This is a genomic window from Streptomyces sp. cg35 (genome assembly GCF_050410835.1).
Classification (GTDB): domain Bacteria; phylum Actinomycetota; class Actinomycetes; order Streptomycetales; family Streptomycetaceae; genus Streptomyces.
The window spans coordinates 6,071,376-6,097,321 of sequence record NZ_CP191268.1; the positions used below are offsets into that span (position 1 = coordinate 6,071,376).

A 25,946-nucleotide genomic window follows, 5' to 3' on the forward strand; every position below is an offset into this window, starting at 1 on the left:
CCCCGAAGGGGCGCCTACCGGGGCGCGGGGAACTGCGCGACCAGCCACGACGAACGTGTCACTGGACAGATCTCCATGCCCCCTACGGCGATCAGTCGACCTCGGCCACGGCCTGCGCGAACTGAGCCTCGTACAGCCGCTGATACGCCCCGCCGGAGGCGACCAGCGCATCGTGCGAGCCCTGCTCCACGATCGCCCCGTTCTCCATGACCAGAATCGTGTCGGCATCGCGGATCGTCGACAGACGGTGCGCGATGACGAACGACGTGCGTCCCGCGGCGAGCCGCGCCATGGCCTTCTGGATCAGCACCTCGGTCCGCGTGTCGACGGAGGAGGTCGCCTCGTCCAGCACCAGGATCACCGGGTCCGACAGGAAGGCCCGCGCGATGGTGATGAGCTGCTTCTCACCGGCGCTGACCCCCGTGCCCTCGTCGTCGATGACGGTGTCGTACCCGTCGGGCAGCGTCCGGATGAACCGGTCCGCGTGCGCGGCCTTCGCCGCCTCCTCGATCTGCTCCCGGGTGACGTCCTTCGCGGCGCCGTACGCGATGTTCTCCGCGATGGACCCGCCGAACAGCCACGTGTCCTGGAGCACCATGCCGATGCCGGCCCGCAGCTCGTCGCGCGACATCTTCGCGATGTCGACCCCGTCGAGCGTGATCCGCCCGCCGGTGACGTCGTAGAACCGCAGCAGCAGATTGACCAGGGTGGTCTTGCCCGCGCCCGTCGGCCCGACGATCGCGACCGTGTGCCCCGGCTCCGCGGTGAGCGACAGGTCCTCGATGAGCGGCTTGTCCTTCTCGTAGCGGAAGGCGACGTGCTCGAACTCGACGTGCCCGCGCAGATCGGCCGGCTTCTCACCGGGAACCGGCTCGGCCGACTGCTCCTCCGCGTCGAGGAGCTCGAAGATCCGCTCGGCGGAGGCGACACCCGACTGGACGAGGTTCGCCATCGACGCGACCTGCGTCAACGGCATCGAGAACTGCCGCGAGTACTGGATGAACGCCTGCACGTCACCGATGGACAGCGACCCGGACGCCACCCGCAGCCCGCCGACCACGGCGACCAGCACATAGTTCAGGTTCGAGATGAAGAACATCAGCGGCTGCATGATGCCGCTGTTGAACTGGGCCTTGAACGACGCCTCGTACAGCGCCTCGTTCTGCTCGGCGAACTGCTCGGCCGACTCCTTCTGCCGCCCGAACACCTTCACCAGGTTGTGGCCGGTGTACATCTCCTCGATGTGCGCGTTCAGCACGCCGGTCGTCCGCCACTGCTGCACGAACTGCGGCTGCGACCGCTTGCCGACCTTCGCCGCGACGAGCACCGACAGCGGCACCGTCACCAGCGCGACCAGCGCCAGCAGCCAGGAGATCCAGAACATCATCACGAGGACGCCGATGATGGTCAGCAGCGAGTTGAGCATCTGGCCCATCGTCTGCTGCAGCGTCTGCCCGATGTTGTCGATGTCGTTCGTCGCCCGGCTCAGCACCTCGCCGCGCTTCTGCTTGTCGTAGTACGACAGCGGCAGCCGCGACAGCTTCGCCTGCATCTCCTTGCGCAGCTGGGACACCGCCAGGTTGATGACCCGGTTGGCCAGCCGGGTGCCGATCATCATCGCGAGGCCCGCCACCGCGAACACCGCGAGCGCGAGCAGCAGCACCCGCCCGATCGCGTCGAAGTCGACGCCCTGGCCCGGGGTGAAGTCGACCCCGCCGAGCATGTCGGCCATACCGGTGTCGCCCTTGGCCCGCAGGCCCTCGATGACCTGCTCCTTGGTCTGCCCGGCCGGCATCTGCCCGCCGATGATCCCGCCGAACAGCAGGTCGGTGGCATGGCCGAGGATCTTCGGCCCGACCACCGACAGACCGACACTGATCACGACCGCGACCAGCACCGCGACGACCGCCGCGCGGTGCGCCGCCATCCGCTTGAGCAGCCGCTTGCCCGAGCCCTTGAAGTCCATCGAGCGCGAACCGGGCCCACCGGCCGCCATCCGCGCCGCCATCGGCCCGCTCATCAGGCGGCCTCCGCTTCCGTCAGCTGGGAGAGCACGATCTCCCGGTACGTCTCGTTCTCCGCCATCAGTTCGTGGTGGCGCCCCACCCCGACGACCTGCCCCTCGTCGAGGACGACGATCCGGTCGGCGTCCCGGATCGTCGCGACCCGCTGGGCCACGATCACCACGGTCGCCTCGGCCGTCTCGGCGCCGAGCGCACGGCGCAGCGCGGCGTCGGTGGCGTAGTCGAGCGCGGAGAACGAGTCGTCGAAGAGGTAGATCTCCGGCCGCTGCACGAGCGTGCGCGCGATGGCCAGGCGCTGGCGCTGACCACCGGAGACGTTCGTCCCGCCCTGCGAGACGGGCGCGTCCAGCCCGCCCTCCAGCCGGCTGACGAAGTCCTTGGCCTGCGCCACCTCGAGCGCGTGCCACAGGTCCTCGTCGGTCGCGTCCGGCCGGCCGTACCGGAGGTTGGACGCGACGGTCCCGGAGAACAGATACGGCTTCTGCGGTACGAGCCCGACGGTCCGCGCCATGAGCACGGGGTCGATCTCGCGGACGTCCTCACCGTCGACGTACACGACCCCGGCGGTGGTGTCGTACAGCCGCGGCACGAGTCCGAGCAGCGTCGACTTGCCGCTGCCCGTCGAGCCGATGATCGCGGTGGTCTCACCGGGCCGCGCGACCAGGTCGACGCCGCGCAGCACCGGCTCCTCGGCGCCCGGGTAGCCGAAGTCGGCGCCGCGGATCTCCAGGTGGCCGTGCCGGCGCAGCTCCCGTACGGAGGCCTCCGGAGCCGGCGGCACGACGCTCGACTCGGTGGCGAGCACCTCCTGGATGCGCTCGGCGCAGACCTCGGCGCGCGGCACCTGCATGAACATGAAGGTGGCCATCATCACGCTCATCACGATCTGCATCAGATACGCGAGGAACGCGGTCAGGTCACCGATCTGCATGCCGCCGCTGTTGATCCGGTGCGCGCCGAACCAGACGACGGCGATCGACGCGACGTTCACGATCGTCATGACGAACGGGAACATCAGTGCCATGATCCGGCCGGTGGCCAGCGACGTCTTGGTCAGGTCCCAGTTGGCCTCGCCGAACCGGCTCTTCTCGAAGTCGTCCCGGACGAAGGCGCGGATGACGCGGTTGCCGGTGATCTGCTCGCGCAGCACCCGGTTCACGGTGTCCAGCTTGACCTGCATGGACCGGAACAGCGGCCGCATCTTGCGGATGATCAGCGACAGCACGATCGCCATGACGGGCAGCACGGCGAGCAGCACGCCGGACAGCGGCACATCGAGCCCGAGGGCCATGACCACACCGCCGACGCACATGATCGGCGCCGACACCATCAGGGTGAACGAGAGCAGCGCCAGCATCTGGACCTGCTGCACGTCGTTCGTGGTCCGGGTGATCAGCGAGGGCGCCCCGAACTGGCCGAGCTCCCGCGCCGAGAAGGACTGCACGCGGTCGAAGACGGCGCCGCGCACGTCGCGCCCGAGTGCCGCCGCGGTCCGGGCGCCGAAGAACACGGCTCCGGTGTTGCAGACGACCTGGACGACCGTGACGCCCAGCATCAGGGCGCCGTACTCGAGGATGTAGCCGGTGTCGCCGTTCACGACACCGTTGTCGATGATGTCCGCGTTCAGGGTGGGCAGGTACAGCGAGGCGCAGGTCTGCAGGAACTGCAGCAGCACCAGCAGCCCGATGGGTTTCTTGTACGGACTGAGATAGGTCCGCAGGAGTCGTATGAGCACGCTCGGTCTCTCGGTGGTCGGCGGGTGAGTGTGAGCGGTGGACGGGGGAGCGACGGAAAAACGGGGACGGTCCGGCGCCGCCGCCACAACGGCGACGCATGGACCCCTATCGTCCGACACTCCACCCGCGTTACCTCAACCGATTAACCCAAGAGCGCTCAAAGACCAGCCAAGGGTCTAAGAAAAAGCGCCGGGATGGATCTGCTCCCGAACGGCCCGGTACTGCTGGCGCACCGCCTGTCCCACGGCCGCCTCCTCACCGGGCTCGAAGACCTGTGCGGCCGCGCCCTGCCACTGCGGCAACTGCCCGGTCAGCGCCCACGCGGCCTGCCGCGCCGCGCCGAGCGCCGCGTAGTCCGCGGGCTGCGGGACCACGACCTGCGTCCCGAACAGCATCGGCGCCACGGCCTGCACGGCGTGCAGCTCCGCGGCCGCCCCGAGGAGGAAGACCCGCCGGATCTCGACGCCCCGCCCGCGCAGCACGTCCATGGCGTCCGCAAGGCCGCACAGCATGCCCTCGAAGGAGGCCCGCGCCAGGTGCTCGGGCCGCATGGACTCCCGCCGGAGTCCGCTCAGCGTCCCGGCGGTGTGCGGCAGGCTCGGCGTCTTCTCGCCCTCCAGATAGGGCAGGAGGACGAGTCCGTGGGAACCCGGCGTCGATTTCACGGCGAGCTCGGACAGCTCCTCCAGGCCGCCGTCGAGCCCCAGCATCTCCGCCGTGCCCCGCAGCGCCCGCACGGCGTTCAACGTGTGCACGACGGGCAGATGCATGCCCGTCGCGTCCGCGAGCGAGGTGATGGCACCGGTCGAATCGACCAGCGCCTCATGGTGCACGGCCATCACGGACCCGGAGGCGCCGAGCGACACCACGGCGTCGCCGGCCCGCACCCCGAGCCCGAAGGCGGCCGCCATGGTCTCCCCGGTCCCGGCCGAGATGATCAGCCCCTCCGGGGTCGTCCCCGCCGCGTCGCCCGGTCCGAGGACCTCGGGCAGCATCGCCTGCTGCCCGAGGGCCAGCTCCACGAGATCGGGCCGCCAGGAACCGGTGGCGGCGGACCAGTACCCGGTGCCGGAGGCGCCGCCCCGGTCCGTCGTCCGCCGCGCGGGCCGGCCGAGGAGCTGCCACACCAGCCAGTCGTGCGCCTGCAGGAGCAGGGCCACCCGCTGGGCGTTGTCGGGCTCGGTCCGCGCCAGCCACCGCAGCTTGGTCACCGGCTGCGCCGCCTGGGGCACGCACCCGACGGCGTCGGCCCAGGCCTCCCGCGAGCCGAGCCGGTCGATCAGATCGGCGGCCGCCGCCTGCGCCCGCTTGTCGCCGCCGACCAGCGCGGGACGCACCGTGTTGCCCTGGTTGTCCAGCGGCACCAGCGCGTTCTGCTGCGCGGAGACCCCGATCGCCTGCACGCCTTCGAGCAGTCCGCCGCCCGCGGCCTCGCCCAGCGACAGCAGCCAGGCCTGGGGATCGACGTCGGAGGGCCGGCCACCGCCCTCCACCGGGTCCAGCGGATGGGGGGCGTACCCCTGCCGCAGTACGGCCCCGGTGTCGGAGTCACAGACCACAATGCGTGTGAAATCGGGCGAACTGTCCAGCCCGGCGACTATCCCCATGACAGAAATTCTGCCGCACCGCAGGCCACTCCCGTACCGCAGCGTCCGCTTCGCTACGTGTTGCTGGTGCCCCAGTCGTCGTCCTCGCCCGCGTCGGTGCGCTTGCGCAGCGAGCGCACCCGGTCGGCCACCGAGTCCGGCACCTTGTTCTCCACCTTCTCGCTCACCGCGTGGAAGGTCTTGCCCGCGTAGCTCCGCGTCTGCTGCGCGGCCGACTCGGCGGTGTTGCGCACCGTCGGGTTCTGGGCGATCTCACGCGCGGTCTTCTTGAGCTTCTCGTACCGCTCGCGCCCGGCGCGCGTTCCCAGCACGTAACCGAGGGCCAGACCGGCGATGAATGTGAGCCGGTAGCGCATGACGGCCACCCTTCCGTAGCGAGTCGTGATCACCGAGGGGGATACCGATTGGCGGAGCACCCCCCTGCTTGCGCTAATGTATGTGTCGCAGCGAGCGCCCGCCGCCTGGCAAGTACCCAGGTAGGTGCGTTCGAAGCAACGATGCATTCCCCTGTAGCTCAATTGGCAGAGCAGCCGGCTGTTAACCGGCAGGTTACTGGTTCGAGTCCAGTCGGGGGAGCTCGATCTCCTGTAGCTCAATTGGCAGAGCAGCCGGCTGTTAACCGGCAGGTTACTGGTTCGAGTCCAGTCGGGAGAGCTGCGGAACAAGCCCTTCGGAGTCCACTCCGGGGGGCTTTTTCGTGCCTGGTGGAACCATGTGCGCGCCCATGGAGTCCTCAAGGTCGTGCAGAGCCGAACCATTCGAGGCAGGAGATCGTATGAGCGGCTATGCTGCGGCAGACGGCGCGCACAAATGTGCGCGACGCGCCGTAACGGGGCGGTAGCTCAGCCGGTTAGAGCAGCGGACTCATAATCCGTCGGCCGTGGGTTCGAGTCCCACCCGCCCCACCACGCGATCGTGGCGCAGAAACGATGCGACCAGGACGTACGTAACCTGATGGGCCGTCACACAAACGGTGGCGGCCCTCCTGTCACCCGTTCAGCGAGATGCTGCGGAAACCGGCTCACTCATTCGTGGATTCTTCGGGCAGATCCCGTGCCACTACGGCCCCGTGCAGGGGCTGTGGGGCGTCAGTGCGGTGACTGCCACGTCACCGTCGTGGCCGAGCCGCCGTCGTCCCGTGTGCCGTCGTCCGCCACCGTCAGGCGTACGCCCGGACGGCCGTCCGGCAGGGGCGTCGCCGAGTCGACCGTGACGTCGATCCGGGAGATCTCCGTGCGGCGCGAGGCCGTGGCCAGGGCGCGGCGCAGGTTCGTCAGGAGGTGGCCCTGGACCGGGCCGCTCAGGGCCGTCTCGACCGGGCCCGTGAAGTGCACCGACGGGGCGAAGCCGAGGATCGCGGCCGCGCCCGCCGTCTCGCGCAGGACCTTGCCGCGGAACGTGGTGGGTGCGTCGGCCGGCGGCTGCTGGAGCGCGAAGATCGTGGTGCGGACCTCCTGGATCGTCGACTCCAGCTCGTCGACGGCGTGGGCGAGCGTGTCGCGGACGTCACCCACCTGGGCGCGGCGCTGCGTCGATTCGAGCATCATGCCCGTGGCGAACAGCCGCTGGACGACCAGGTCGTGCAGGTCGCGGGCGATGCGGTCGCGGTCCTCGAAGACGGCGAGGCGCTCGCGGCCCGCCTGGGCGTCGGCCAGGACCAGGGCGAGCGCCGCCTGCGAGGCGAACTGGGTGGCCAGGAGATGGTCGACGGAGGTGTACGGGCGGGAGCCGGGGGAGCGCGGCAGGGCCAGGGTGCCGATCAGTTTCCCGCCGGCCTGGAGCGGCAGCATCATGCTCGGGCCGAACCGGGACCGTACCTCGGTCGTCATCCGCGGGTCCGTCGCCGAGTCGTCGATGAACACCGGCTCCCCGCTGAGGAGTTGCGCCAGGACCGCGGTGCCCGGCCGGATCGTCGCGCCGATCAGGCTGTCCGGGGCGTCCGCCGTGGACGCCGCCACGATCTCCATGCCGCCCGACTCCGTGGGCTGCAGGACGACCCCGGCCGCGGCGTCGGCCAGCAGTCTGGCCCGTTCGGCGACCGTCGTCAGGGCGTCCCCGGGACGGCCGGTGAGCAGCGCCGTCGTCACCGCCGCGGCGCCCTCGATCCAGCGTTCGCGCTGCTTGGCGGTCTCGTACAGGCGGGCGTTGCCGATCGCGATGCCGGCCTGTGTGGCGAGGACCCGCAGCAGGTCGAGGTCGTCGCCGGTGAAGCCGCTCGGGTGCGCGCGGGACGGCTCGCCCGTCAGGCGCAGGCGGCCGAAAACCGTCTGCTGCACGTGGATGGGGACGGCGAGGACGCCCGGCTCGTGGACGACCGCGCCGGGCGCCTCGTCCGGCGGCAGGGTGGGTTCCGCGTCCCCGGTGCCGACCGCTTCGACCAGGCCGCCGTGGCCCGGGTCGAGGACGCCGAGGACGCCGTGCCGGGCGCCGGTCAGGGCGACCGCACTGTCCACCAGGTGCTGCAGGGTGCTGCGCAGTTCGAGCTCGGAGCCGACGTTCAGCACGGCTTCCAGGAGGACGGACAGGCCGGAGGGGACCCCCGGCTCGCGTGCTGCTGCGGTCATCGCGCGTCCGCCCCCAGGTCTGTGCGGTCAGCCGGCCAGCGGGTCCAGGACCAGCGGCTGGATCTTGCCCTCCAGCATCGCACCGAGGCCCTGCACGGCGCACACGTCGGGACGTTCGGCGATGTGCACCGGCATGCCCGTCGCGTCGCGCAGCATCTGGTCGAGGCCGGGCAGCAGGGCCGAGCCGCCGACCATCATGATGCCGCGGTCCGCGAGGTCCGCGACCAGGTCGGGCGGGCAGTCGCGGAGCACCTTGCCGATGCCGTCGAGGACGGCGGTCAGCGGGGTGTGGATGGCGCGGCGCACCGCGGAGGTGTCGACGTGCACCGAGCGGGCCAGTCCCGTCGCCACGTCGCGGCCGTGGATCTCGGTCTGCTCGGGGCCGTACGGGGTGAGGCCGTTGCCGCTCAGGGCGAGCTGCAGGGGGCGTACGGACTGCGAGGGCAGCATCAGTTCGTGCTGCTGGCGCAGGTGCTGGACCACCGCGTGGTCGATGGCGTCGCCGCCGACCGGGACCCGGTCGGCCGTCACGATCGCGCCCAGCGAGAGCACCGCGATCTGCGTCGTCGCCGCACCGCACACGATGATCATCGTGGCTTCGGGCTGCTCGACCGGCAGGCCGCAGCCGACGGCGGCGGCGATGAGGGTGTCGACCAGTTCGACGCGGCGCGCGCCGAGGCCGACCAGCGTCTCGACCGCCGCGCGCTGCGCCAGCGGGTCCGCGTCGTGCGGGGTGCAGGCCGCCGCGCGCAGCCGGGGCTTGCGGCGCAGCGTGCGGCGCAGTTTCTCGCCGATGAGGTGGCGCAGCATCCGCTGGGCCATCTCGATGTCGACGACGGTGCCGCCGGAGACGGGCCGGACGACACGGATGTAGCCGGGGGTGCGGCCGGTCATCTTCTCCGCGAGCTCGCCGACCGCGATCAGGGCGCCGGTGCGGGTGTTGATGGCCGCCGCGCTCGGCTCGTCGACGACGAGGCCCGCGCCTTTCACATAGACGCGGGTGCGCGCGGCACCCAGATCGACGGCGAAGTGGCAGCGGCGCAACTGCTCCAGACTGACGGTCATGGCAGATCCTCCCGAGAGCGCAGACCGTGGGCGGGCCGCGGGTCCGCGGTCCTTTTGGCATCGTGCGGCGGAGGTCCGGATTCCGCGCGGTGGGATAGGCCGTGCGGGGCTGGGCCCAACAGGTGAAAAATTCGATGAACGAGGCCGCCGTCGTCCTCCCGTGCGACCGGCGCCGACCGGGACGGCGGGGGCTCCCGTGCCGTGGCGCGCACCCCGGAGGCCCAGCGCCCGGTGAGCGCTGTCCCGGACGGGGCGCCGACCGGTTCCGGGATGTTCTGTACGACGCGACGGGCGCCCGGTGCGGTGAGGCGGGTCGTCGTGGTGTCCCTCGCCGCGTACGGCCGGGGAGCGGCCTTGGAGGTACGCCGGTATGACGGGCGGCGAGACGCGGGGGACCACGCGGACCGGGCGGCCGGTGGAGTCCGGGGTGCGCGCGAGGGGGCCGGGCGTCCGCGGCCGGTGTGCCGCCCGCTGGCGGGAACGTGCCAGGGCAGCTTCCCGCCAGCACCAGTCAACGTCCCTGCAACACATGCCCCTTGAAACTCTTCACAGCACTCGGGTGACCCCCGATCCGAGGCCTATGAAGAGAGGCGACGATGACCAGAGGACCTGCCGCGAGACGTGGCGCGGCCCTGCTGTCGGCCGGTATCGCGTTCGCGCTGCTGCCCGGCGGTGGCGCACAGGCCGCCCCCGCGGCCGCGCCGAAGGCGACGAGGACCGCGGCCGCCGCGCACACCGTGACCCTGGTGACCGGCGACAAGGTGACCGTGACGGAGCTCGGCGGTGACAAGCGGACCGTCACCGTGGACCGGGCCGCCGGCGCGACCGGCGCCGTCCGTACCCAGGTGGCGCACGGCGACGTCAGTGTCGTCCCCGACGAGGCCCGGCCCTACCTGGCGGCGGGCACCCTCGACGCGCGCCTGTTCAACGTCAGCGAACTGATACGGCAGGGCCTCGCGGACGGCAAGGCCGACGCGACGCCCCTCATCGTGACCTACGGCAGCAAGGCCGCCCGCGCCGCCCGGGCCGTGCCGCGGGGCGCCGAGCGCACCCGGACGCTCGGCAGCATCGGCGGCGCCGCGCTCGACGCCGCGAAGGGCCGGACCTTCTGGAACGCCGCCACGACCGGCAGCGGCTTCGCCGACGGCGTCAGCAAGGTGTGGCTCGACGGCCGGGTCGAGGCCGACATGGCCGCGAGCAACGAGCAGATCGGCACCCCGAAGGCCTGGGAGGCGGGGCTCACCGGCAAGGGCGTGAAGGTCGCCGTCCTCGACACCGGGTACGACTCCTCCCACCCCGATCTCGCCTCGCGGGTGAGCGAGTCGAAGTCGTTCATCGAGGGCGAGGAGGTCGCCGACCGCAACGGCCACGGCACCCACGTCACCTCGACCGTCGGCGGTTCCGGTGCCGCCTCCGACGGCAAGGAGAAGGGCGTCGCCCCGGACGCCACCCTCGCCGTCGGCAAGGTGCTCAGCAACGAGGGCTCCGGCAGCGAGTCGCAGATCATCGCCGGTATGGAGTGGGCCGCCAAGGACATCAAGGCCAAGGTCATCTCCATGAGCCTCGGGTCGCAGGAGGCCAGCGACGGCACCGATCCGATGGCCGCCGCCGTCAACTCCCTGACCGCACAGACCGGGGCGCTGTTCGTGATCGCCGCCGGGAACAACGGCGCACCCACCTCCATCGGCTCGCCCGGCGCCGCCGACTCCGCGCTCACCGTCGGCGCCGTGGACTCCGCCGACCGGGCCGCCTACTTCACCAGCCAGGGGCCGCGCCTGGGCGACAACGCCCTCAAGCCCGACGTCTCCGCCCCGGGCGTGGACATCCTGGCCGCGCGCTCCTCACTGGTCGCGGGCGAAGGCGCGTACACGGAGATGAGCGGTACGTCGATGGCGACGCCGCACGTCGCCGGAGTCGCCGCGCTGCTCGCCCAGAAGCACCCGGACTGGACGGGCCCGCAGCTCAAGGACGCCCTGATGTCCAGCAGCAAGGAACTGGACTCCTCCGCCTACGAGTTGGGCGCCGGACGGGTCAGCGTGCCCGACGCGGTCGACGCGCAGGTCACCGCCACCGGCAGCGCCGACCTCGGCTACTACACGTGGCCGTACGAGGACAATCAGCCGGTGACGAGGACCGTCACGTACACCAACTCCGGTGACAGTGCGGTGGAGTTGAAGCTCGCCGTGCAGGGAGCGGCCGAAGGCGTCGCCACGCTCGCCGACAGCACGCTGACCGTTCCGGCGCACGGCACCGCCGCCACCACCGTCACCGGCGACGGCGCCGAGGCCCCCGTCGGCAGCACCAGCGGGCAGATCGTCGCCGCCTCGGGCGGGAAGACCGTCGCGCACACGGCGTTCGGCCTCGTGAAGGAGGAGGAGCGGTACACGCTGACCGTCCATGTGAAGGACCGGTCCGGCGCGCCGACCGCCGCCCATCTCGGGGTGCAGCAGCTCACCGCGAACACCGACCCGTTCCCGGCCGCCGTCGGTGACTCCGGCACCCTCCAGCTGCGGCTCAAGCCCGGCTCGTACTACCTGGAGTCCTACCTGGACGTGCGCGGCAGCCACGGCAAGGACTCGCTCGGGCTCGGCTATCTCGCCGACCCCGAGATCACGCTCGACCGGGACCGCGAGATCACCCTGGACGGACGGCAGTTGAAGGAGATCACGGCCGACGTCGGGCGCACCACGCAGACCCGGCAGCTCCTCATGGAGGCCGACCGCACGGCGGGCGGCGCCGACTACATGAGTGCCGTCCAGCTGCCCGTGAAGTACGACAGCGTCTTCGCCGCGCCCACCCACAAGGTGACCGAGGGCAGCTTCGAGTACCGCACCGTGTGGCGCCTGGGCAAGCCGACCCTGCAGGTCGACGGCCTGCGGGAGGCCACCGTGCAGGGCGGCGGCACCCTGATCGAGGGCCGCAGCCGCCTCCGCGTCGTCGACGCCGGCCACGGCGCGCCCGCCGACTACACCGGCAAGAACGTCCGCGGCAAGGCCGTCCTGGTGCGCCGCAGCGACGCGCTCACCCCGGCCGAGCTCGCGCAGGCCGCCCAGGACGCGGGCGCCGAGGCGCTGTTCGTGACCGACGACGCGGCGGGCCGCCTCAACGCCTGGTTCGGGCCGGACGACGGCAGTGACCGGCCGCTGCAGATCGCGACCGTCGACGCGGCCGCCGGCGCCACGCTCGCCGGGCTCGCCAAGGCGGGGCGGACCGTGTCGATGACGGGCACGCAGTACACGCCGTGGGTGTACGACCTCGCGGACGAGCACAAGGGGGCCGTGCCGAAGGGCGACCTGACGTACGAGCCCGGCAAGCGTGAACTCGCCGTGCTGGACGCCAAGTTCCACGCGGTGAAGCCGCAGGACGGCGGCGAGTACCGGTACTCCCTCACCGACACCTTCCCGATCGGCATCGGCTTCCTGGAGAAGATCGCCTACCCGGCCGAGCGCACCGACTACGTCTCCACCGGCACCGGCCAGAGATGGCACGAGTCCGTGCAGACCGGCCCGACCGACCTGGAGCAGCGCAGCGGCGTCATCACCTACAAGGGCGGCTCGCACCAGGACCTCGACTGGTTCAAGCCGGTCTGGCACCCGTGGCTGGGCACCGGCCTCGGCTGGGGCCAGCAGCGCTCCGGCTCCACCCTGCAGTTCAACACCCCGGGCTGGGGCGACTCCGGGCCCGACCACACCGGCTTCGGCGACGCGTGGTCCGACACGACCGGCATGACCCAGTTCACCGAGGTGTCCGTCGACGGGGTGCCCGGCGGCCGCAAGCAGGGCTCCGGCGTGTACGTGTGGGACGCCGACCCGGCCGAGCACACGTACAAGGTCACCACCGACACCACGCTCGACCCCGAGCGCTGGAAGCTGTCGACCGAGGGCCACGCCGAGTGGACGGTCAGATCGGCCGAGACCCCGGACGACAAGTGGACGTACCTGCCGCTGATCAACCTCGGCTTCGACGTCGACACCGACCTCGCGGGCGACGTCCGCGGCGGCTCGCGCGTCCCGGTCGGGATCTACGGCCAGTACGTGCAGGACGCGTCCGGCACCGGCACCATCGGCGGCGGAAAGCTGGAGGTGTCCTACGACGACGGCAGGACCTGGAAGTCCGTGGCCCTCGACGGCCGCGGCGCCTCCTGGAAGGGCAGCCTGAGCGTGCCCCGCGGCGCGCAGTACATCTCGCTGCGCGCGTCGGCGAAGGACGACAAGGGCGGCTCCGTGTCCCAGGAGATCATCCGGGCGGTGGGCGTGAAGTAGTGCCCTGAAGCCCCTGGGAACAGGGGAATCACGGGCCGGGGCCCGGTGCGGAACCACGTCGCGCCGGGCCTTCGGCATTCCGTATGGCGAGACGGCTCCGTCCATGATGCGGAACATGCTTGTCGTGGTGGTGTGTGCGCGGACAGGATGCGGGGCATGGCCCCCGTACTCGTCTCGCGTCGTCACGTGGATCTGCTGCGTGTCTCCACGATGCTCTGTCGGGCCGACTCGCAGTGCCGTACGGCCGGTTGCTGATCCACTCCGGCACGCCGTAGCGGCACCTTCTCCCTTTCGCGCTCCGCCCCCGTGAGGCGTGCGGCGCGCCGTCCTGCCCTTGCCACCCCGTCGTAGGCCCGAGGTGCCCCCATGCCCGAAACCCAACCGCTGCTGCACTGGTTCCTGCCCACCGGCGGGGACGGACGCGACCCCGGAGGCGTCACCGCCGTGCAGGCCAGGAGCGGCACCGCGACCCGGCGCCCGGCCGACGTCGGCTACCTGGCGCAGGTCGCCCGCGCCGCCGAACAGGCCGGATTCACTTCGCTGCTGACCCCCGTGGGGCTCGGCTGCGTCGACCCGTGGATCCTGTCCTCCGCGCTCTCCCAGCACACCGAGCGCATCGGGTTCCTCGTCGCCTTCCGGGCGGGCTTCGCCAGTCCCACGCTGCTGGCCCAACAGGCTGACGCGTTCCGCCGGTTCACCGGCGGACGGCTGCGCCTGAACGTCGTCACCGGCGGTGACTCCGTCGAACAGCGCTCCTACGGAGACCAGTTGGCGCACGACCAGCGCTACGGCCGCACCGACGAGGTGATGGCCGTGCTGCGCGATCTCCTCGACGGCAAGCGCATCGACTTCCAGGGGCAGCACGTCCAGGTCGAGGGCGCCCAGCTGACCGACCCGGCCGTCCAGCACAAGGTGCCGCTGTACTTCGGCGGCGCGTCACGGGCCGCCGAGGACGTCGCCGCGCGCCGCGCCGACGTCCAGCTGCTGTGGGGCGAACCGCCGGCCGCCGTCGCCGAGCGCGTCGAGCGGCTGCGGGGCCGCAATCCGTCGCTCCGCTTCGGGCTGCGGCTGCACGTCATCAGCCGCGACACGGCCGACGAGGCGTGGGCCGAGGCCGACCGCATCCTGTCCGGCATGGACCCGGAGGCCATCCGCGCCAGCCAGGAACGCTTCGCCCGCATGGACTCCACCGGCCAGGCCCGGATGACCGCCCTGCACGGCGGCTCCACGGACGGCCTGACCATCGCCCCCAACCTGTGGGCGGGCATCGGCCTGGTCCGGGAGGGCGCGGGCACCGCACTCGTGGGCAGCCACGACGAGGTGGCCCAACGCCTTTACGAGTACCGGCAGTTGGGCATCGACGAGTTCATCCTCTCCGGATATCCGCATCTGGAGGAGGCGTTCCGGGTCGGCGAGGAGGTCGCTCCGCGGCTGCGGCAGCTGGTGGGCGGCGCCGGATGAGCGCGCTGGACCTGAAGGGGCGCGACCGGCCGCGGACGAGAGAGATCCCGCCGACGGCGGCGGCGCGGCGGGGGAGCCCCCGCGCCACGGCGCTGCGCTGGACAGCCCTCAGGGCCATCGCCCTGGCCGTACTCCTGGCGGCCTGGCAGGCCGCCGTCTCCGCCGAACTCTGGCCCCGGGTGCTCGTCCCGTCGCCGGGAGACGTCCGGCACGCCTTCACCGTGGGCATGACCGACGGCTACAGCGGCCACCTCCTCACCGACCACCTCCTGGTCAGCCTGCGCCGCATCGGCATCGGCACCGGGTACGCCGCCCTCGTCGGCGTACCGCTGGGCCTCGTCATCGGCGCGGTGAAGCCCGTCGCCGTCGTCCTGGAACCCGCCGTCACCTTCCTGCGGACCCTGCCGCCGCTCGCGTACCTCTCCCTCCTCGTCATCTGGTTCGGCATCGACGAGTCCCCGAAGATCTGGCTGCTCGTGGTCGCCGCGCTGCCGCCGATCGCCGCCGCCACGGCCGCCGCCGTGCGCGACGTGCCCGGCGAACTCCTGGAAGCGGCACGGGCCCTGGGCTCGGGGCCGGGCACCCTGCTGCTGTCCGTGCGGCTGCCGGCCGCGCTGCCGGAGATCCTCACCGGCATCCGGATCGCCGTCGGCGTCGCCTACACCTCCGTCGTCGCCGCCGAGACCGTCAACGGCGTCCCCGGCATCGGCGGCATGATCCGCGACGCCCAGCGCTACAACCAGACCGCCGTCGTGATCGTCGGCATCCTCGCCATCGGCGTCTCCGGCATCGTGCTCGACGCGCTGCTCAAGGCCGTCGAGCGGATCGCGGTCCCCTGGCGCAGCCGCGCCTGAAGTCCCTTACGCACCACGCCCTTTGGAGATCCGTCATGCCCGAAACCGCCACCCGCCGCGCGTTCCTCGCCGGCACCGCCGCCCTCGTCCTCGCCGCCACCGCGACCGCCTGCGGTACCGGAGGCTCCGACGCCGCGTCCGGAAGAACTCAAGTGCGTATCGCCTACCAGGCGATACCCAACGCCGACCTCGTCGTGAAGCAGCAGCGCCTGCTGGAGAAGGCGCTGCCGGACGCCGAGGTGAAGTGGGTGAAGTTCGACTCCGGCGGCGACGTCAACACGGCCGTCATCTCCGGCGCGGTGGACCTCGGCCTCGCCGGATCGAGCCCGGTGACCAAGGGCCTGTCCGCACCCCTGAACATCCCCTACAAGGTGCTGTGGATCCACGACGTCATCGGTGACAACGAAGCCCTCGTCGCCAAGAAGGGCAAGGGCATCACCTCGGTGAAGGGGCTCAAGGGGAAGAAGATCGCCACCCCCTTCGGCTCCACCTCCCACTACTCGCTGCTCGCCGCCCTCGACGCGGCCGGGCTGAAGGCCTCGGACGTCACGCTCGTCGACCTCCAGCCGCAGGACGCGCTGGCCGCGTGGCAGCGGGGCGACATCGACGCCGCATACGTGTGGACGCCCACCCTGGGCGAGCTGGAGAAGGACGGCACCGTCCTCACCACCAGCCGGAAGATCGCCGACGCCGGAAAGCCCACCGCCGACCTGGGCGTCGTCACGAACGACTTCGCCGAGGAACACCCGGACATCGTCACCGCCTGGCTGAAGGCCGAGGACAAGGCCGTCGCGCAGGCCACGTCCGACCCCGACAAGGCCGCCGCCTCCATCGGCGCCGAACTCGGCATCCCCGCCGCCGAGGCGAAGGCCCAGCTGAAGCAGCTCGTGCTGCTCAGCGCGAAGGAGCAGCAGGGCCCCGACTACCTGGGCACGCCCGGCGCGCCCGGCAAGCTGGCCGTGAACCTGCGGGACGCCGCCGTGTTCCTCAAGGGACAGAAGGCGGTGGACGCGGTGCCGTCCCGGGCCGTGTTCGACAAGGCTCTCGCGGTCGAGGAGCTGGCCCGTGCCGCCCGCTGAGGACGCCGGGGCCCCGGCGGCGGACATCGTGCTCGACGGCGTCACCGTCCGCTACGGCGGCGCCAAGGCACCCGTCACCGCTGTCGAGGACGTGTCCCTGAGCGTCGGCGCGGGTGAGTTCGTGGTGCTCGTCGGACCGTCCGGCTGCGGCAAGACGACGCTGCTGCGGCTCGTCGCCGGGTTCGAACGGGCGGCACAGGGCGACGTCGACGTGCGCCGCCCGGTCGGCGTCGTCTTCCAGCAGCCCCGCCTGTTCCCCTGGCGCACGGCCGGCGGGAACGTCGCCTTCGCACTGGCCCGCCACGGGGTGCCCCGCGCTCAACGAGCGGCAAAAGCAGCTGAGTTGCTGGAGCGGGTGGGGCTCGCCGGGATGGCCGGGCGGCGCACCTGGGAGCTGTCCGGCGGGCAGCAGCAACGGGTCGCGATCGCCCGCGCGCTGGCGACCGAGCCGCAGATCCTGCTGATGGACGAGCCGTTCGCGGCCCTCGACGCGCTGACCCGGGAGCGGCTCCAGGAGGAGGTGCGGTCCCTGGCCGACGCCACCGGGACCACCGTCCTGTTCGTCACGCACTCCGCGGAGGAAGCCGTCCTCCTGGGCTCGCGGGTCCTGGTGATGGCGGCCGGTCCGGGCCGGATCGTCGCCGAGGTGCCCATCGGGCTCGACCGCGGTGCGGCCGATGTCGCCGGACTGCGGGCGACGGCCGGGTTCTCGCGCCTGCGCGGCGAGTTGGCGGTCGCGACCCGCGAGGCGGCCGGGGCCTGAGGGTCCGCGCGAACGCGGCGGCGCCGCCTCCCCGTGGGACCGGGGGAGACGGCGCCGCGCTTGCGTCCGACGGTGTTACACCAGCCAGCCGACGAAGTGGACGATGCCGGCGAGGATGTCGGTGAGCAGGTTCATGGTGGTGCTTCTCCTTGCGATGGTGCTTGTGTGTGGGACCAACACCCCGGCCCTGCTTGGGACATGGGCCGGGTGCGCGTCAACTACGGTCTGCAGCCCGTTGCTTGCGCACCGTAAGCATCGTTGGTCACCCGTGCCTCATGCAATTTCTGGCGCCACGATCACCTGTTCGCGGGAACAACTGCTCGCCTGTTCGTTTCCGGGATCATGCCGACGCCGTCGCGATCCCCCGGACGACGCCCAGCTCGACCAGGTCCTGGGGACGGATGCGGAGGTGGTCGGCGGTCTGCGGTGCCTGATCGGGCGGGCGCTTGAGGATCGCGGCGGCCAGTTCCGGAGCGATCACCGAGAAGTACGCGTCCGGGGCCACCCAGGTGTTGCCGGGCGCGGCCAGCGCGAGCGCGCCCCCCGAACCGCCCTCACCGATGACCAGGGTGGTGACCGGCACCGGCGACTCGGCGACCGCGAGGAACAGTTCGGCGATCGCCGCGCCCGCCCCCGCCCGCTCCGCCGCCGCGTCGCTCGCCGCCCCCGGGGTGTCGACGAGAGTGAGCACCGGGATGCCGAGCCGGCCCGCGAGCCGGAGCAGCCGGGTGGCGGTGCGGTAGCCGGCCGGGGTGGTGGCCGTGCCGCGCTGGGCGGCGTACGCGACCGTCCGCCCCGCGTGCTCACCGAAACCGCAGCGCATGCCGTCGTCGGTGCCGCCCGCGCGATCCCCGCGCAGCTCCTCGCGGTACGTGAAGTAGGCGTCCAAGTAGGCGTCGGCGCGCGGCCGTTCGGGAGCGCGGGCCCGCAGGACCGCGTCCCAGCCGGTCGCGGGCAGGTCGGTACGGCCCAGGGCGTGCGGGACGGGCGCGGGGCCCACGGCCGGGCGGGTCAGCAGCCGCAGCCGGCGGCCGAGCGCGGCCCGCAGCGCGTCCGGCGCCACGACCGCGTCGACCGCGCCCGCCCGCAGCTGCCCCGGCGCGCCGTACGCCGCCGGGTCCGCGTCCGGCGGGCGCACCCGGGACCCGGCGAAACCGATCTGCGCCCCCGCCAGGGCGAGCGTCAGGTCGGCGCCCGCGCCCAGGGTGGCCCAGCCGCCGCCCGTCGTCGGGTCGCGCACCACGGCGATCTGCGGCAGGCCCGCGGCGCGGGTCAGCGCCGACTGGCCCGCCACGCGCTGGAGCTGGGTCAGGGCGGTCATGCCCTCCTGCATCCGGCTGCCGCCCGTGGCGATCAGCGGCACCACCGGGAGGCGGTGCGCGCGGGCGTGGCGGTGGGCGGCCTCGATCCGGTCGCCGGTCTCCTGGCCGAGCGATCCGCCCAGGTAGCCGAACTCGAAGGCGATGAGGACGGCGGGCACGCCGTCGACCTCGGCGGTGCCGGTGACGACGGACTCCGTCTCACCGGTCCGCGCCGCCGCACGCTCGCGGGACGCGCCGTAGCCCGGCCAGCCGAGCGGGTCGGGGCGCTCCGGCGCGGCGGGGCGCGGGAGTTCGCGGAAGGTGCCCGGGTCGCAGACCGTGCCGAGGACGGCCCGGGCGCCCGTGCCGTCAGCCATCGGGGAGCGCCCGCTTGAGGATCTTGCCCATGTCGTTGCGGGGCAGTGCCTCCAGGTAGTGCACGGTGCGGGGGCGCTTGTGCGGGGACAGCCGCGCGGCGACATGGTCGGCCAGCTCGTCGGCGCCCGGGCGGTGGTCGTCGTCGGCCGGCACGATCCAGGCCACCACGCGCTCGCCCAGATCGGCGTCGGGGGCGCCGGTGACCGCGGCCTCCTTGACGCCGGGGTGCTCCAGGAGCGCGTTCTCGATCTCGCCCGCGCCGATCTTGTAACCGCCGCTCTTGATCAGGTCGGTGGCCTTGCGGCCGATGATGCGGACGTAGCCGTCGGGGTCGCGCACGGCCATGTCGCCCGTGCGGAACCAGCCGCCCGGCGCGAAGGCGGCCGCCGTGGCGTCGGGCCGGTTCAGGTACTCCAGGAACAGGTTGGGCCCGCGGACCTGGATCTCGCCGACGGCCTCGGGATCGCCGGCGGGCACCTCGGTCGTGCCGTCGTCCTCCGTGAGGCGCAGCTCCACCCCCGGCAGCGGCACGCCGACCGTGCCGGGGCGCGGCTCACCGTCCGCGCGCACGCTGGTGTTCATCAGCGTCTCGGTCATGCCGTACCGCTCGACGACCCGCTGACCGGTGGCCGCGGTGATCCGCTCGTGGTCGTGGACCGGCAGCGCCGCCGAACCGGACACCAGCAGCCGGGCCGACGCCAGCGCCTTCGCGAGCGCCGGGTCGGTGGGCAGCGCCTCCGCGACCCGGTGGTACATCGTGGGCACGCCGAACAGCATCGTCGCCCCCGACGACAGCTCGCGCGTCACGCCCTCGGTGTCGAACCTCCCGAGGTGCCGCACCGCGCCGCCCCGGCGCAGCGGGCCCACGATCCCCAGGATCAGCCCGTGCACGTGGAACAGCGGCAGACCGTGCACCAGGGTGTCGGCCTCGGTCCACTGCCAGGCGTCCCGCAGCGCGTCGAGCGTCGAGGAGACGGCACGGCGCGGCAGCACGGCGCCCTTGGGCGGGCCGGTCGTGCCGGAGGTGTAGACGACGAAGGCCGGCGCCTCGGGGTCGTCCGGCTCGTCGGGCAGCGCGGCCGGCCGCCCCGGCTGCGGCGGTACGCCGATGTCGATGCGCGGCAACGCGGCCAGCGCGGCCGGGAGTTCGGTGCCCGGCGCCGCGAGGACCGCGTCCGGGGCACTGTCCGCCACGATGTGGCCGAGCTCGCTCGCGCCCGACTTCGGGTTGACCGGGACGGCGGCGACCCCGGCGAGCAGCGCCGCGACCACGCCGACCGCGGTCTCCAGGGAAGGCGTCGCCCACACGGCGACCCGGGCCGAACCGCGCAGCCGGGACGCCAACGGGGCGGCGGCCGAAGCCAGTTCGCCATAGGTCAGGGCGCGTTCGCCGAAGCGCAGCGCGGGGCGGTCGGGGGTGTCGGCCAGGGCCGGGAGGAGACGGGGCACGTGAACGCTCCTAGCGATGCGGTGAGCGGACCATCCTGATTGGCTCAGTGGCTGAGCCAATCCGAGCGTGCCGTCTGGCAGCCGCCCACGTCAAGGACGTACGCTGCGGGCGCATGACGGGGACGGACCGGAGCGACCAGGGGCGGGAAAGAGCAGGCATGACCGACGCACTGCGGCCGATGGCGGCGCGCCCGCGCCTGTACGAGCAGGTGCTCGACCGGCTGCGTACGTACGTCGCCGAGGGCGGGCTGCGGGCGGGCGACCGGCTGCCGACCGAGCGTGATCTCGCGGCGCGGCTCGGGGTGAGCCGGGCCTCGGTGAAGCAGGCGATCGTCGTCCTCGAGGTGCAGGGCCTGGTGGAGGCGCGGCACGGCGGCGGCACGTATCTGATGCGCGACAGCCTGGACAACGTCGTCGTCGAGCCGGTGGAGAGCCTCGTCGCCCGCAAGAAGCGGCTGCCGGACGTCCTGGAGGCGCGCGAGGCGCTGGAGACGAAGCTCGCGGAACTGGCGGCGGAGCGCCGCACCGACGCCGACCTGACCGCACTGCGCTCGGCCCTCGACCACATGGCGCGGGACATCGAGGCGGGCGGACTCGGCATCGAGGGGGACCGGCTGTTCCACGCCGCCGTGACCGCGGCCGCGCACAGCGCGCTGCTCGCCGCGTTCATGCGGGAGATCGACGAGCCCATCGCGGAGTCCCGCACGGAGTCGCTGCGTCAGCCGCGCCGCCCGGGCCGTTCGCTCGCCCAGCACCGGGCGATCCTCGACGCGATCGAGGCGGGACAGGGGCGCGGCGCGGCGGCCGCGATGCGCCGGCACGTCCGCTCGGTGGCCAAGGTCCGCCTCCTGGAATGGGATCCGGACGCCGCCGAGGCGTGACGGCGCGGCGAATCGCGAATTCCGCTTCATCGGAACAGGGAGCTGACTGCGCACGGAATTCCGGGGCACTCGAAGGTGCGTCACGGAATTCTGTAAAGCGACCTGTAAGGGGTGTGGGACATGTCGAGTTACGGTGGTCCGCCGGCGGCTTCCTCCGGTTCCCGGACGAATGGCCTCGCGGTGGCCGGTCTGGTGTGCGGCATCGTCGGGCTGTTCTTCCTCAGCGTCGTCCTGGGTCCGCTCGCGATCATCTTCGGTGCCCTCGCGGTGCGCCAGAAGGCGGCCGGTGGGGGTGGAATGGCGAAAGCGGCCATCATCCTGGGCATCATCGACCTGATCCTCTTCATCGTCCTGATCGCCGTCGCGGCCAACGGCGGATTCAGCTGGTACGTCGGCGGGTGACCGGGAGTCCGGCGGAAGCGGTGAATTACTCGGTGGGGGAATGCGCGTGACGCGCGCATTCCCCCACCGGCCCGTTTTCCGGCGGTGGCGAGATTCCGCCGCGGCGCACGCACGCTTCTGGCGGCGGGCATCGGCCGTCGGCTAGGGTCGGGCCGCTCGAAGGTCATCGACAACACTTCTGCAACGACACTTCTGCCCGGTGACGGAGCCGGCGTGAGGCGCGCGTCCCCACCTCCCGCCCGCACTGGACGGCTTCAGGCACGCTCACGGGTCGGCACATCCGGACGCCGGCGACCCCGTTGCGACGCGCCCCGCCGGGCGGCGAAAGGGACGCGCCGTGCCCTCGGCGAACTACCGTGCTCTGCTGCGCATTCCGGGCGCGGCCACCTTCTTCCTCGCCGCCGTCGTCGGACGCGTCGGCCTCGCCATGACCGGGATCGGCATCGTGTGGCTCGTGCACGCCCGCACGGGCTCGTTCGCGGACGCCGGCCTGGTGACGGGCTGCTTCGCCGTCGCCGACGCGCTCGGCGGGCCCCAGATCGGCCGGCTCACCGACCGGTTCGGGCAGCGCCGGGTGCTGACCTGCGCGCTGGCCGCACACGCGGGGGCGGTGGGCCTGCTGTTCTGCGGCGGGCCGCTGACCGTCGCCGGAGCGATCCTCGCCGGGGCCTCCCTGCCGCAGCTCAGCGCCCTGTCCGCGGCCCGCTGGACGGCCCTGCTGCGCGGCACCCCCGACGAGGCCGCGCTGCCCCGCGCCTACACCCTGGAGGCCCTCGCCAACGGGCTGTCCTTCCTCGCCGGTCCGGCCCTGGTCAGCGCGGTCGGGGCCGCCGGGCATCCACGCCTGGGCAGCCTGCTCGCCGCGGCCCTCGTCATCGGCGGCGGCCTCGCGTTCGCCGCGCAGCGCCGCACCGAGCCACCGGTCGCGGGCCACGCCGAACGCCACCGCGCCGGACGCGGCCTGCTCCGCCCCGCCTTCGTCCGGCTCGTCGCCCTCAGCGCGGCGCTCGGGATCTACTTCGGAGCCCTCCAGGTGTCCGTGACGGCGTACGCGGTCGGCCGCGGCACCCCGGACGCGGCGCCCCTGCTGTACATGGTGTCCAACTGCACCAGTCTGGTGGCCGGTTGGGCCTACGGCGCCCGCCACTGGACGGCCCCGCCCCTCCGGCAACGGGCCCTCGCCACCGCCGGACTGGCCCTCGCCTGCCTGCCGCTGACCGTCGTCGACGCCCCGGCCGCGGTGGCCGGTTGCCTCGCCCTGACGGGCCTCGCCGTCCCGGTCCTGCTCGTCCTCTTCAACGTGCTGACCGAGATCGCCGTGCCGCGCGCCGTCCTCACCCAGGCCTTCACCTGGCTCGGGTCCGCGAGCGCCGCGGGGTCGGCCGGCGCCGCGGCCCTCGCCGGACGCGCGGTGGACACCGCCGGCCCGCACGGCGGTTTCGGCGTCGGTGTCGCGGCCGCGCTCGCCATGGTGGCGCTCGCGGCGCCCGGCCGGCTGCGCGCCGCGGCGCGTCCCGCGCGCGTCAGGAGGTAGGGCAGCGCCCGGTGGTGCGCCTAGACCTCCGTCCAGCGCTGCAGCAGCCCCCAGGTGAACTCCGCCCGCACCTGCCGCGGTTCGCCCGACGCGTCCGGCGCCGCGAACGCCAGGCCCCAGCGCGTGGGCGCCGAACCCTCCAGGGGGCGGGCCGGGGCGAAGGCGCGGGCCGCCTCGTCGACCGTGCAGGACCAGGGAGTCAGGTCGTCGAGGGTGCGCAGGGACGGGCCGGGGGTGCCGGGGGCGCGGATCAGCCATTCGTTCCACACCGCGCCCGTGGGCGCGAGCAGCACCTCGAAGCGCAGGCCGGGCCAGAGCGGCACCGGCCACAGCAGGGCCTCGCAGTCGAGGTCGCCGATCCTGCGGGTGAGCCGCTGCTCCGGGGCGCCCAGGACGGAGCGGTACCGGGAGACGGCCGCCCGCCCGCGGGGCGCGTGCAGCATCGCCTGCCAGCGCCGGTTGGCCTCCCGCATGTCCGCTACGGAGACGCCGAGGTCGGCGCGGGCGGTCTCCACCAGCTCCGGGTTGTGGTCGGCCATGCGCCGCAGCAGCACCAGCTGGAAGTGGAGCGGCGTGAACGGTTCAGCGGGTCCGGTGGGCTTGGGGCGTGGCATGCCTCCCATGGTCGCGCACCGGGCCGGGGGTCCGCCCGTCCGGCAGGAACAGCACCGAGTTCACATAGCGCGGCCGGCGCCCGGCCGGGGTGAGCGCCCGGCGCAGCAGGCCCTGCGAGGCGATGTACGCGGTGTCGCGCTGGTGCGCCGCCAGGTCGAAGCCGGCCAGCGGCAGCCAGCTGCCCGCGGGCAGGACCCAGCCCGCGTACCCCTGCGCCCGCAGATGGCGGACCACCGGGGCGATCGGCTGGATCCTGGTCTCCAGCTCGATGAAGAGGGCCGGGCGGTCCCGGGCCAGCAGCGCGCGGGCGCCGCGCAGCACCGGCAGCTCCGCGCCGTCCACGTCGACCTTGATGAAGCCGACGTCGCGCAGGGCGAGTTCGTCGAGGGTGACACAGGGCACGGCATGCGCGGTCGGCGCGTGCAGGCCGTCCCGGCGGACCAGGGAGGACACACCGCGCTCGCCGCGCTCGTCGTGCGGCGGCTGCCACAGCGGCGCCGGCCCCGGACGGTCGCTGGCCGCCGCGCGGACGACGCGGACGTTCGGCGGCGCGGACGCGGCGAGCGTCCGGGCCAGGTGCGGCACCGGTTCCAGGGCGACCACGTGCTGTGCGCGGGCGGCGAGGCGGTGCGTCCACGGCCCGTACCAGCCGCCGACGTCGACCGCCGTCCCGCACCGGCCGCGCGGCGCGGGCAGCATGTCGGCCAGCCGCGCCAGTTCGGGCTCGAAGCGCGGATACAGGGCCCGCGCCGTCGCGGCGGTCAGCCGGGCCGGAAGGTACGGGGCGAGGCGGGCGGCGAGCGTGGTCACGGCGCCGCCCGCCTGGCCCGCTCCACCGTCTTGAGGAGCCGCTCGTGCTCGTCCTCCGGGAGCTGCTCGCCGGACGACGGCAGCAGCTGCGGGATGCCGTCGACGATCGGGTAGCGGCGGTGCAGCCGCGGGTTGTAGAGCGCACCGCCGTCCGGCAGGAGCAGCAGCGGCCCCTTGTCGAGGGGGCAGGCGAGCAGGCGCAGCAGCGGATCGTCAGGGCTCATGGGGCACATGGGGGAGCAACTCCCTGGGGGGTGGGTTGGGTTGAGGGGATTCCGGGGCCGGATCGTGCTTCGGCATCAGCAGGAGCACGGCGACGGCGAGCGCCGTGCCCGCCACGCGCAGCCCGAGGCGCAGCGGCTCGGACGGCAGCGACTCGCCGAACGCCGCCGTCCCGAGCACCGCCGTGAACACGCAGGTCACCGTGGTGCACACCGGCACGATCAGCGAGGCCCGGCAGCGCTGCAGCGCCGCCTGCGACATGACCAGACCGCACGCGCCCGTGCACAGCAGCAGATACGGGTAGGGGGACCGCAGCAGCGCCGGGACGTCCGGGAGCACCCCGGACACGCCCTTGATCGCCAGTGAGCTGACCCCGTAGAGCAGGCCCACGGCCACGCCGTACTCGACGCCCGTGGTGGGCCTCCGGTGCCGGTGCCCGGCCCGGCGCTCCGCCGCCGCGTAGAGGCACAGGCCCGCGGCGAGCGAGGGCACGCAGACCGTGAGGATGAGCGGGGCCGGGGCGCCGCCGCCCACCGTGTCCGGGTCCTGCCCGGTGTCGCGCAGCGACAGCACCACCATGAGGAGCGCGAGCAGGATCGCGGCGATGGCGTACCGCTCGCGGCCCGAGGTGCGCTCCCCGAGCAGCCGGGAGGACAGCAGGAGCAGCAGCACCAGACCCGATACGAAAATGCCCTGCGCGGCGGCGATCGGAAGCGTGCGGTAGACGGCCAGCTGGGCGCCGAAGCCGGCGGCCAGGGCGATCGACCCGGCCAGCCACAGCGGACTCGTCACGACCTGGCGCAGCAGGTGCGCGGGACGGCGCACACTGACCTCGGGGAGACGGGTGAGAGCCCGCTTCTCCAGGACGAAGCCGACGCTGTACAGCGTGTTCGCGAGCAGTGCCGCGCCGACTCCCCATGCCACGGCGGGCATCGCGCG

At 73.0% G+C, this 25,946-nt stretch carries 20 protein-coding genes and 3 tRNA genes; 11 read left to right on the forward strand and 12 right to left on the reverse strand.

The genetic code is table 11. The annotated features are described in order from the left end of the window. Positions 1-91: 91 nt before the first annotated feature. From ACQUQD_RS27665 to ACQUQD_RS27680, 4 genes are all read right to left on the reverse strand, one after another. Complete coding sequence (locus ACQUQD_RS27665; RefSeq protein ID WP_428954842.1) at positions 92-2,020, reverse strand: ABC transporter ATP-binding protein; 1,929 nt, start codon at positions 2,018-2,020, stop codon at positions 92-94. After that, positions 2,020-3,759, reverse strand: a complete 1,740-nt coding sequence (locus tag ACQUQD_RS27670) for an ABC transporter ATP-binding protein (protein ID WP_428954843.1) — start codon at positions 3,757-3,759, stop codon at positions 2,020-2,022. Before ACQUQD_RS27670 ends, ACQUQD_RS27665 begins: the two co-directional genes overlap by 1 nt. 177 nt (positions 3,760-3,936) lie before the next feature. Next, positions 3,937-5,367 (reverse strand): FGGY family carbohydrate kinase, encoded by a 1,431-nt coding sequence (locus ACQUQD_RS27675; RefSeq protein ID WP_428954844.1) that lies wholly within the window; start codon positions 5,365-5,367, stop codon positions 3,937-3,939. Between the two features lie 53 nt (positions 5,368-5,420). Beyond that, complete coding sequence (locus ACQUQD_RS27680; RefSeq protein WP_428954845.1) at positions 5,421-5,723, reverse strand: YtxH domain-containing protein; 303 nt, start codon at positions 5,721-5,723, stop codon at positions 5,421-5,423. A 147-nt stretch (positions 5,724-5,870) separates the two neighbouring features. Between ACQUQD_RS27680 and ACQUQD_RS27685 the strand changes: the two genes are divergently transcribed. From ACQUQD_RS27685 to ACQUQD_RS27695, 3 genes are all read left to right on the forward strand, one after another. Then, a tRNA-Asn gene (locus ACQUQD_RS27685) sits at positions 5,871-5,943 on the forward strand. A gap of 5 nt (positions 5,944-5,948) precedes the next feature. Then, positions 5,949-6,021: transfer RNA gene (locus tag ACQUQD_RS27690), tRNA-Asn, on the forward strand. Between the two features lie 177 nt (positions 6,022-6,198). Then, a tRNA-Ile gene (locus ACQUQD_RS27695) sits at positions 6,199-6,275 on the forward strand. A 180-nt stretch (positions 6,276-6,455) separates the two neighbouring features. Here ACQUQD_RS27695 and ACQUQD_RS27700 read toward each other — a convergent pair. Together ACQUQD_RS27700 and ACQUQD_RS27705 are read right to left on the reverse strand one after the other, a co-directional pair. Then, positions 6,456-7,931, reverse strand: a complete 1,476-nt coding sequence (locus ACQUQD_RS27700; RefSeq protein WP_428954846.1) for a sensor histidine kinase — start codon at positions 7,929-7,931, stop codon at positions 6,456-6,458. Positions 7,932-7,958: 27 nt separating this feature from the next. Further along, entirely contained in the window at positions 7,959-8,996 is a 1,038-nt protein-coding gene (locus ACQUQD_RS27705) for a rod shape-determining protein (protein WP_428954847.1), read from the reverse strand. 596 nt (positions 8,997-9,592) lie between these two features. On the opposite strand from ACQUQD_RS27705, the gene ACQUQD_RS27710 reads away from it, so the two are divergent. The 5 genes from ACQUQD_RS27710 to ACQUQD_RS27730 all read left to right on the forward strand — a co-directional run bounded on the left by ACQUQD_RS27710 (position 9,593) and on the right by ACQUQD_RS27730 (position 17,415). Beyond that, positions 9,593-13,258 carry a S8 family serine peptidase gene (locus ACQUQD_RS27710; RefSeq protein ID WP_428954848.1) on the forward strand — a complete coding sequence of 1,222 codons (3,666 nt, stop codon included), beginning with the start codon at positions 9,593-9,595 and terminating at the stop codon, positions 13,256-13,258. Between the two features lie 366 nt (positions 13,259-13,624). Further along, entirely contained in the window at positions 13,625-14,719 is a 1,095-nt protein-coding gene (locus ACQUQD_RS27715; RefSeq protein WP_428954849.1) for an LLM class flavin-dependent oxidoreductase, read from the forward strand. Continuing rightward, positions 14,716-15,573, forward strand: coding sequence for an ABC transporter permease (locus ACQUQD_RS27720; protein WP_428954850.1), 858 nt, complete (start codon positions 14,716-14,718; stop codon positions 15,571-15,573). Before ACQUQD_RS27715 ends, ACQUQD_RS27720 begins: the two co-directional genes overlap by 4 nt. 35 nt (positions 15,574-15,608) lie before the next feature. Next, positions 15,609-16,652 carry an ABC transporter substrate-binding protein gene (locus tag ACQUQD_RS27725; protein WP_428954851.1) on the forward strand — a complete coding sequence of 348 codons (1,044 nt, stop codon included), beginning with the start codon at positions 15,609-15,611 and terminating at the stop codon, positions 16,650-16,652. Then, complete coding sequence (locus ACQUQD_RS27730; RefSeq protein WP_428954852.1) at positions 16,639-17,415, forward strand: ABC transporter ATP-binding protein; 777 nt, start codon at positions 16,639-16,641, stop codon at positions 17,413-17,415. The genes ACQUQD_RS27725 and ACQUQD_RS27730 overlap by 14 nt, the downstream gene beginning before the upstream one ends. Positions 17,416-17,755: 340 nt before the next feature. Here the strand turns inward: ACQUQD_RS27730 and ACQUQD_RS27735 are convergent, their stop codons facing one another. Both ACQUQD_RS27735 and ACQUQD_RS27740 read right to left on the reverse strand, forming a co-directional pair. Continuing rightward, positions 17,756-19,093 carry a carboxyl transferase domain-containing protein gene (locus tag ACQUQD_RS27735; protein ID WP_428954853.1) on the reverse strand — a complete coding sequence of 446 codons (1,338 nt, stop codon included), beginning with the start codon at positions 19,091-19,093 and terminating at the stop codon, positions 17,756-17,758. Beyond that, a complete protein-coding gene (locus ACQUQD_RS27740; RefSeq protein ID WP_428954854.1) occupies positions 19,086-20,543 on the reverse strand; it encodes an acyl-CoA synthetase in 1,458 nt (485 codons plus the stop codon). Before ACQUQD_RS27740 ends, ACQUQD_RS27735 begins: the two co-directional genes overlap by 8 nt. Before the next feature lie 158 nt (positions 20,544-20,701). On the opposite strand from ACQUQD_RS27740, the gene ACQUQD_RS27745 reads away from it, so the two are divergent. The 3 genes from ACQUQD_RS27745 to ACQUQD_RS27755 all read left to right on the forward strand — a co-directional run bounded on the left by ACQUQD_RS27745 (position 20,702) and on the right by ACQUQD_RS27755 (position 23,360). Beyond that, positions 20,702-21,424: a FadR/GntR family transcriptional regulator gene (locus tag ACQUQD_RS27745; protein WP_428954855.1), complete on the forward strand. Its 723-nt coding sequence runs from the start codon at positions 20,702-20,704 to the stop codon at positions 21,422-21,424. Positions 21,425-21,544: 120 nt separating this feature from the next. Continuing rightward, the gene (locus ACQUQD_RS27750) at positions 21,545-21,826 is read left to right on the forward strand and encodes a DUF4190 domain-containing protein (RefSeq protein WP_428954856.1); all 282 of its coding nucleotides are present in this window, start codon (positions 21,545-21,547) and stop codon (positions 21,824-21,826) included. Positions 21,827-22,163: 337 nt separating this feature from the next. After that, positions 22,164-23,360 carry an MFS transporter gene (locus ACQUQD_RS27755; RefSeq protein ID WP_428954857.1) on the forward strand — a complete coding sequence of 399 codons (1,197 nt, stop codon included), beginning with the start codon at positions 22,164-22,166 and terminating at the stop codon, positions 23,358-23,360. Between the two features lie 20 nt (positions 23,361-23,380). On the opposite strand, the gene ACQUQD_RS27760 is transcribed toward ACQUQD_RS27755, so the two are convergent. Genes ACQUQD_RS27760 through ACQUQD_RS27775 form a run of 4 tightly spaced genes read right to left on the reverse strand, consistent with a single transcriptional unit; the run spans position 23,381 to position 25,940 of the window. After that, positions 23,381-23,974 carry a hypothetical protein gene (locus tag ACQUQD_RS27760; protein ID WP_428954858.1) on the reverse strand — a complete coding sequence of 198 codons (594 nt, stop codon included), beginning with the start codon at positions 23,972-23,974 and terminating at the stop codon, positions 23,381-23,383. After that, on the reverse strand, positions 23,943-24,785 hold the full coding sequence (locus tag ACQUQD_RS27765) for an FkbM family methyltransferase (RefSeq protein WP_428954859.1): 843 nt from the start codon (positions 24,783-24,785) through the stop codon (positions 23,943-23,945). The genes ACQUQD_RS27760 and ACQUQD_RS27765 overlap by 32 nt, the downstream gene beginning before the upstream one ends. Then, a complete protein-coding gene (locus ACQUQD_RS27770) occupies positions 24,782-25,009 on the reverse strand; it encodes a Trm112 family protein (protein WP_428954860.1) in 228 nt (75 codons plus the stop codon). The genes ACQUQD_RS27765 and ACQUQD_RS27770 overlap by 4 nt, the downstream gene beginning before the upstream one ends. Next, a complete protein-coding gene (locus tag ACQUQD_RS27775; RefSeq protein ID WP_428954861.1) occupies positions 24,999-25,940 on the reverse strand; it encodes a DMT family transporter in 942 nt (313 codons plus the stop codon). The genes ACQUQD_RS27770 and ACQUQD_RS27775 overlap by 11 nt, the downstream gene beginning before the upstream one ends. Between the last annotated feature and the right edge of the window lie 6 nt (positions 25,941-25,946).

Coding starts and splice junctions, on each gene's coding strand:
- ACQUQD_RS27720 (WP_428954850.1), top strand. CDS start 14,716: ATGAGCGCGCTGGACCTGAAGGGGCGCGACCGGCCGCGGACGAGAGAG.
- ACQUQD_RS27715 (WP_428954849.1), top strand. CDS start 13,625: ATGCCCGAAACCCAACCGCTGCTGCACTGGTTCCTGCCCACCGGCGGG.
- ACQUQD_RS27705 (WP_428954847.1), bottom strand. CDS start 8,996: ATGACCGTCAGTCTGGAGCAGTTGCGCCGCTGCCACTTCGCCGTCGAT.
- ACQUQD_RS27760 (WP_428954858.1), bottom strand. CDS start 23,974: ATGCCACGCCCCAAGCCCACCGGACCCGCTGAACCGTTCACGCCGCTC.
- ACQUQD_RS27680 (WP_428954845.1), bottom strand. CDS start 5,723: ATGCGCTACCGGCTCACATTCATCGCCGGTCTGGCCCTCGGTTACGTG.
- ACQUQD_RS27750 (WP_428954856.1), top strand. CDS start 21,545: ATGTCGAGTTACGGTGGTCCGCCGGCGGCTTCCTCCGGTTCCCGGACG.
- ACQUQD_RS27735 (WP_428954853.1), bottom strand. CDS start 19,093: ATGGCTGACGGCACGGGCGCCCGGGCCGTCCTCGGCACGGTCTGCGAC.
- ACQUQD_RS27675 (WP_428954844.1), bottom strand. CDS start 5,367: ATGGGGATAGTCGCCGGGCTGGACAGTTCGCCCGATTTCACACGCATT.
- ACQUQD_RS27745 (WP_428954855.1), top strand. CDS start 20,702: ATGACCGACGCACTGCGGCCGATGGCGGCGCGCCCGCGCCTGTACGAG.
- ACQUQD_RS27725 (WP_428954851.1), top strand. CDS start 15,609: ATGCCCGAAACCGCCACCCGCCGCGCGTTCCTCGCCGGCACCGCCGCC.
- ACQUQD_RS27665 (WP_428954842.1), bottom strand. CDS start 2,020: ATGAGCGGGCCGATGGCGGCGCGGATGGCGGCCGGTGGGCCCGGTTCG.
- ACQUQD_RS27700 (WP_428954846.1), bottom strand. CDS start 7,931: ATGACCGCAGCAGCACGCGAGCCGGGGGTCCCCTCCGGCCTGTCCGTC.
- ACQUQD_RS27710 (WP_428954848.1), top strand. CDS start 9,593: ATGACCAGAGGACCTGCCGCGAGACGTGGCGCGGCCCTGCTGTCGGCC.
- ACQUQD_RS27770 (WP_428954860.1), bottom strand. CDS start 25,009: ATGAGCCCTGACGATCCGCTGCTGCGCCTGCTCGCCTGCCCCCTCGAC.
- ACQUQD_RS27775 (WP_428954861.1), bottom strand. CDS start 25,940: ATGCCCGCCGTGGCATGGGGAGTCGGCGCGGCACTGCTCGCGAACACG.